Below are 5,547 nucleotides of genomic sequence, written 5' to 3' on the forward strand. Positions count from 1 at the left end.
GGGTTCGCTTGTCCTAGCGCACAGCAGCTCTCACCAGCCCGGGCCGGGCGGTGCAAATCTGCATATGGGTCGCTACGCTGCGCATGGCGTGAGACTAGCGAGTCGCAAGCGCGGCTGGAACCCATGATCGAAGTCACCCCCGACATCACCCTGAACGACGACGAGGTCCAGGAGCGGTTCATCCGCGCCGCGGGTCCAGGCGGCCAGAACGTCAACAAGGTGTCGACGGCCGTGGAACTGCGCTTCGACGTGCGCGGCTCGCCCTCCCTGCCCAACGATGTCGCCATCCGGCTGATGAAACTAGGCGGCCGCAAGGTGACCCTGGACGGGGTGCTGGTGCTGGTGGCCATGACCCATCGGACCCAGGAGCGGAACCGGGCCGACGCCCTGGCCCGTCTGCTGGAGCTGATCCGCAAGGCGGCGGAACCCCCGCCGCCGCCGCGCAAGAAGACCAAGGTCAGTAAGGCGGCCAAGGCCCGGCGCGTGGACTCAAAGGTCAAGCGCGGCGGGGTCAAGGCGACGCGAGGGAAGGTGCGCGGCGACGACTAGCGTCACGGGGACCACGAACCCCCTTGGCGCGCCCCCCTCCCCTTGCCTATGGTGCGCGGGACATGACCCCCGCACGTCTTCTCCTGATCTCCGCCGCCCTCGTTGGGCTTTCGGCCTGCGCCACCACAGCTCCGCTGGGTCCGCCGCCCCCGCCCCCGCCGGGAGCAGGCGGTCCGCCGTCGGCCGGGGTGTTCCGTCCGGGCGACTTCGCCTGGTCGGCGGTTCCGGGCCGCGGCCGGATCGATGGGCGCATGACCTTCCACAGCGGCGTGGCGCGTTACACCTGCGCCGGCGCCGGCGTTGTGCTCACGCCCGAGACGCTGTGGACGCGCCGGCGGATGACCATTCTCTACAACTCGCCCGACCGCTCGGCCCTGCCGGCCGAACAGGTGCGGGCGCGCACGCCGTCGGCCCCCAGTGGCGACTATTCGGCCTTCGTCCGGCGCACCACCTGCGACGCGTCGGATCGCTTCAACTTCCAGGGCCTGGCCAACGGAGCCTGGTTCGTGATCACGGTGGCCAAGCCCGTCGGCGGCAGTGGTCCGGACATGGCGATCATGCGCCGCGTTGAGATCCGGGCGGGCAAGCCGGTAGCGCTCGAGCTCTAGGCCCGCCCGCCACCGCCTAGGTCAGACTGGGATTTAGAAGCGCGCGGCGCCGCGCTTCTCGGGCTCGGCCATCTCAGAATCGAGCATGTCGGCCACGCGCAGCATGAATTCCTGGCGACGTGCGGCGGCCGCGACCGGGTCAGGCGTATTCTTCACCGCCTGGGAGGCGTCCTTGCGGGCTTCCGAGCGCAGGCGTTCGATGACCGCGGCCAGGTGGCCCTCGGCCTTGCGGGCGTCCATCAGGGCGGCGTGCGAGCGGGTCTCCGTGATGCGCTTGTTCAGCTGGGCCTCGATGTCTGAGCCGGCCTCGACCCGCGACGCCATGGTGGCGAAATCGCGGACGTACATCTGGATGAATTGTTCCTCGGGCATAGCGCCGACTCCTTACTGGTCTGGGAAAACGCGCGAACGTTCGCAGACGCGAACAGCAGGGGCGCGATCAGTCATGACCTCCTTTAACACAGATTGGCGAGTTTTGCCGAACTAACCCATTACCAAGGCGTTAACCCTTCGGGACGGACACCCTCAGGGAGAGACTTGATGCGCAAATTAATCACTATCGGGTTGGCCGCCGTCTCCGTGGCCGCGGCCGCGGGCGTTGGCGCGGCGTCCGCCCAGCCATACGGCTACGGGCAATACGATGGGCGAGACCAAGACCGCGACGGCGTCAGCGATCGCTACGACCGCGACCGTGACGGCGACGGCGTCCGCAATCGCTACGACCAGGATCGCGACGGCGACGGTATCCGCAATCGCTACGACCGGGATCGCGACAACGACGGCATTCGCAATCGTCACGATCGCTATGACAACCGCTACGGACGCTGGGACGACCGCTGGGGCCGCCACCCGGCGCCTCCGCCGCGCCACTGGCGTCATTCCAACAGCTGGTACGGGCATGTTCGCGCCTGCCAGATTCGCTATCGCAGCTACAACCCGGCCCGGGACATGTACTTCACGGGTCGCGTCTGGACCCGCTGCCGGCTCTAGGCTGGTCTGACCTGACGAAGAATTCGGCCCCGCTCAGCGATGAGCGGGGCCGTTTCCTTGAGCGCTAGTGGACCTGCGCCTTACCGATCTGCAGGCCGTCGTCTGTGGCGCCGACCTCGATCACCGAGCCGTCCTGGAAGTCGCCGGCCAGGAGTTTCTTGGCGATAGGGTCGATCAGCTCCTTCTGGATCACCCGCTTAAGCGGCCGGGCTCCGTAGACCGGGTCATAGCCGCGCTCGGCGATCCATTGGTTGGCCGCAGTGTCCAGGGTGATAGACATCCGGCGGGCGGCCAGCAGCTTCTCCACCCGCTGCATCTGGATGCCGACGATATTGTCCATCTCCGAGCGGCCCAGCCGCTTGAAGAGGATGATCTCGTCGATCCGGTTCAGGAACTCGGGCCGGAAGTGGCGGCGCACGACGTCCATGACCATGGGCCGGACCTCCTCGACATCCTCACCCTCCGACTGGCCGGCCAGGAACTCCGAGCCGAGGTTGGAGGTCATGATCAGGATGGTGTTGCGGAAATCGACCGTGCGGCCCTGGCCGTCGGTCAGGCGGCCATCGTCCAGCACCTGCAGCAGGATATTGAAGACGTCGGGGTGGGCCTTCTCGACCTCGTCGAACAGCACGACCTGATAGGGCCTGCGGCGCACCGCCTCGGTGAGCGCCCCACCCTCGTCGTAGCCCACATAGCCGGGAGGAGCCCCGATCATGCGGCTGACCGAGTGCTTCTCCATGTACTCGCTCATGTCCATCCGGGTGATGGCGGCCTCGCCGTCGAACATGAATTCGGCCAGAGCCTTGGTGAGCTCGGTCTTGCCCACGCCGGTCGGGCCGAGGAACAGGAACGAGCCGATGGGCCGGGCCGGATCCTGCAGACCCGCACGGGCGCGGCGGACGGCGTCGGAGACGGCGACCAGGGCCTCCTCCTGGCCCACCACGCGGCCCCGCAGGGCATCCTCCATCGCCAGCAGCTTCTCGCGCTCGCCCTCAAGCATCTTCTCGACGGGAACGCCGGTCCAGCGGCTGACCACGGCGGCGATCTGCTCGGCGTCCACCACCTCGGGGCTGACGGCGTCGGTGGGCTCCTTGGCCTCCTCCTCGGCCAGGCGGCGTTCGAGGCCGGGGATTTCGCCATAGGCGATCTCCGAGGCCCGCTGCAGGTCGCCGCGGCGCTGGGCGGCGACAAGCTCGGCGCGCAGGCGGTCGACGGCCTCGCGGAGCTGGGCGGACTGGCCGACCTTCTCCTTCTCGGCGCGCCACTTGGCGGTCATCTCTTCGGACTCGGATTCGAGTTCGCCGAGCTCCTCCTCGAGCTTTTCGAGACGGTGCTTGGAGGCCGCGTCGGTCTCCTTGGTGAGGGCCTCGCGCTCGATCTTGAGCTGCACGACGCGACGGTCGATCTCGTCGAGTTCCTCGGGCTTGCTGTCGACCGCCATGCGCACGCGGCTTCCGGCTTCGTCGATCAGGTCGATGGCCTTGTCGGGCAGGAAGCGGTCGGTGATGTAGCGGTGCGACAGGGTCGCGGCGGCCACGATGGCCGAGTCAGAAATCCGCACCCCGTGGTGCAGTTCGTACTTCTCCTTCAGGCCGCGCAGGATGGAGACGGTGTCCTCCACCGTCGGCTCATCGACAAAGACGGGCTGGAAGCGCCGGGCCAGGGCCGCGTCCTTCTCCACGTGCTTGCGGTACTCATCCAGGGTGGTGGCGCCGACGCAGTGCAGTTCGCCCCGTGCCAGGGCGGGCTTGAGGAGGTTGGAGGCGTCCATCGCCCCGTCGCTCTTGCCCGCGCCAACAAGGGTGTGCATCTCGTCGATGAACAGGATGATCGAGCCTTCGGCGGCGATCACTTCGTTGAGCACAGCCTTGAGCCGCTCCTCGAACTCGCCCCGGTATTTCGCCCCGGCGATCAGGGCGCCCATGTCGAGGGACAAGAGCTTCTTGTCCTTCAGGCCCTCGGGCACGTCGCCATTGATGATGCGCAGGGCCAGGCCCTCGACGATGGCGGTCTTGCCGACCCCGGGTTCGCCGATCAGGACGGGGTTGTTCTTGGTGCGGCGCTGCAGCACCTGGATGGTGCGGCGGATCTCCTCGTCGCGGCCGATCACAGGGTCGAGCTTGCCGTCACGGGCCGCCTGGGTCAGGTCGCGAGCATAGCGCTTGAGGGCGTCATAGCCTTCCTCGGCCGAGGCGCTATCGGCGGTGCGGCCTTTGCGGACGGCCTTGGCGGCTTCCTCCAGGCCAGGCGCCGTGGCGCCGGCGGACGACAGGGCCTTGCCCGCCTCCCCGCCTTCCTTGGCGATGGCGATCAGCAGGCGTTCGGTGGTGACGAAGGCGTCGCCGGCCGCCTTGGCGCCGCTCTCGGCCTCGGCGAAGACCCGGGCGGTCTCCGGCGCCATGTAGATCTGGCCCGAGCCGCCCTCCACGCGGGGGCGCTTGGCGAGCAGGGCGTCGGTCGCCGGCTCGACGACATCGGGCCGTCCGCCGGCGCTCTCGATCAGGGCGCGGGACAGGCCGTCCTTCTCCTCAAGCAGAACCTTGAGCAGGTGTTCGGGCGCCAGCTGCTGGTGTCCCCTGGCCATAGCCAGGCTCTGGGCGGACTGGATCGCCTGTTTGGCGCGGTCGGAATAGAGGTCGATATTCATGAGGTCCCCTCGTAAGGCGGATTAGCGGGGCCGCCTTGATCAAGCGCAACCTCCACGGCCTCGATGTAGGTGTGGCTCTTTCGCCACACAAGCGTGGCGGCCGGAAAAGTTAGGGGCGGGCGGCGAGCTGGGCCCGGAGCGCGCGGTTCTCGGCCTGAAGCGCCTCAAGTTGCTGGCGCATGGGTCCCAGCACCGTCTCGATCTCCGGGCCGGTGAACCGCCGGGTGATGTGTTGCGGACAGTTCCAGTCGAAGGCTTCCACGGCGATGACCACGGCCCGCTCGACATGGGCGCGGTAGTCGCGCATCTCCAGGTGCTGCAGCAGCGGCCCCGCTTCTGCGCCTTCCACTGTGCGTGCGCGGCCCCACAGCTTGAGCCGGCGCTGGTTCGGGTAGTCCATCAGGATCAGCGACACCCGGCCATCGGCCTCCAGGTTGCCGGTGCTGATGTACTGCCGGTTGCCGCGAAAATCGGCATAGCCGATGGTGTGCGCGTCCAGCACCTTCAGAAAGCCGGGTGGCCCGCCCCGGAACTGCACATAGGGCCAGCCGGTTTCGGACACGCTGGCCTGGTAGAAGCCGTCGCGCGCCGCGATGAACGCCGCTTCTTCGCCGCCGAGCTGGCTGCGCGCGTCGGGGAAGCTGTCGAGTGCGCTGTAGCCGGTGCGGCTGCCCAGCCTGGACTGGGCAGCCCGCACGGCAGGTGTGAACGCAATTTGCGCGAAACGGGCCATGGGGTGCTCCTGTTCGATCG

General features: G+C 68.0%; 6 protein-coding genes. 3 read left to right on the forward strand and 3 right to left on the reverse strand.

Annotated elements, in window-relative coordinates; all coding sequences use genetic code 11:
* Positions 1 to 123: 123 nt before the first annotated feature.
* Together arfB and RMO97_RS15655 are read left to right on the forward strand one after the other, a co-directional pair.
* Positions 124 to 549, forward strand: a complete 426-nt coding sequence (arfB, locus tag RMO97_RS15650) for an alternative ribosome rescue aminoacyl-tRNA hydrolase ArfB (protein WP_310541967.1) — start codon at positions 124 to 126, stop codon at positions 547 to 549.
* Positions 550 to 611: 62 nt separating this feature from the next.
* Positions 612 to 1,157 carry a hypothetical protein gene (locus tag RMO97_RS15655; RefSeq protein WP_310541968.1) on the forward strand — a complete coding sequence of 182 codons (546 nt, stop codon included), beginning with the start codon at positions 612 to 614 and terminating at the stop codon, positions 1,155 to 1,157.
* Between the two features lie 33 nt (positions 1,158 to 1,190).
* On the opposite strand, the gene RMO97_RS15660 is transcribed toward RMO97_RS15655, so the two are convergent.
* Positions 1,191 to 1,529, reverse strand: a complete 339-nt coding sequence (locus RMO97_RS15660; protein WP_304774578.1) for a hypothetical protein — start codon at positions 1,527 to 1,529, stop codon at positions 1,191 to 1,193.
* 168 nt (positions 1,530 to 1,697) lie between these two features.
* Between RMO97_RS15660 and RMO97_RS15665 the strand changes: the two genes are divergently transcribed.
* Positions 1,698 to 2,147, forward strand: coding sequence for a hypothetical protein (locus RMO97_RS15665; RefSeq protein WP_310541969.1), 450 nt, complete (start codon positions 1,698 to 1,700; stop codon positions 2,145 to 2,147).
* A gap of 64 nt (positions 2,148 to 2,211) precedes the next feature.
* Here the strand turns inward: RMO97_RS15665 and clpB are convergent, their stop codons facing one another.
* Both clpB and RMO97_RS15675 read right to left on the reverse strand, forming a co-directional pair.
* Positions 2,212 to 4,794, reverse strand: a complete 2,583-nt coding sequence (clpB, locus tag RMO97_RS15670) for an ATP-dependent chaperone ClpB (RefSeq protein ID WP_310541970.1) — start codon at positions 4,792 to 4,794, stop codon at positions 2,212 to 2,214.
* A gap of 109 nt (positions 4,795 to 4,903) precedes the next feature.
* The coding region (locus RMO97_RS15675; RefSeq protein ID WP_310541971.1) for a pyridoxamine 5'-phosphate oxidase family protein at positions 4,904 to 5,547 on the reverse strand (644 nt) is incomplete at its 5' end.

The sequence above is a fragment of the Phenylobacterium sp. genome, from assembly GCF_031425575.1.
Classification (GTDB): Bacteria; Pseudomonadota; Alphaproteobacteria; order Caulobacterales; family Caulobacteraceae; genus Phenylobacterium.

Excerpts from the sequence above, each read along its gene's own strand:
- arfB (WP_310541967.1), top strand. The coding sequence starts at position 124 with ATGATCGAAGTCACCCCCGACATCACCCTGAACGACGACGAGGTCCAG.
- RMO97_RS15655 (WP_310541968.1), top strand. The coding sequence starts at position 612 with ATGACCCCCGCACGTCTTCTCCTGATCTCCGCCGCCCTCGTTGGGCTT.
- RMO97_RS15665 (WP_310541969.1), top strand. The coding sequence starts at position 1,698 with ATGCGCAAATTAATCACTATCGGGTTGGCCGCCGTCTCCGTGGCCGCG.
- clpB (WP_310541970.1), bottom strand. The coding sequence starts at position 4,794 with ATGAATATCGACCTCTATTCCGACCGCGCCAAACAGGCGATCCAGTCC.
- RMO97_RS15660 (WP_304774578.1), bottom strand. The coding sequence starts at position 1,529 with ATGCCCGAGGAACAATTCATCCAGATGTACGTCCGCGATTTCGCCACC.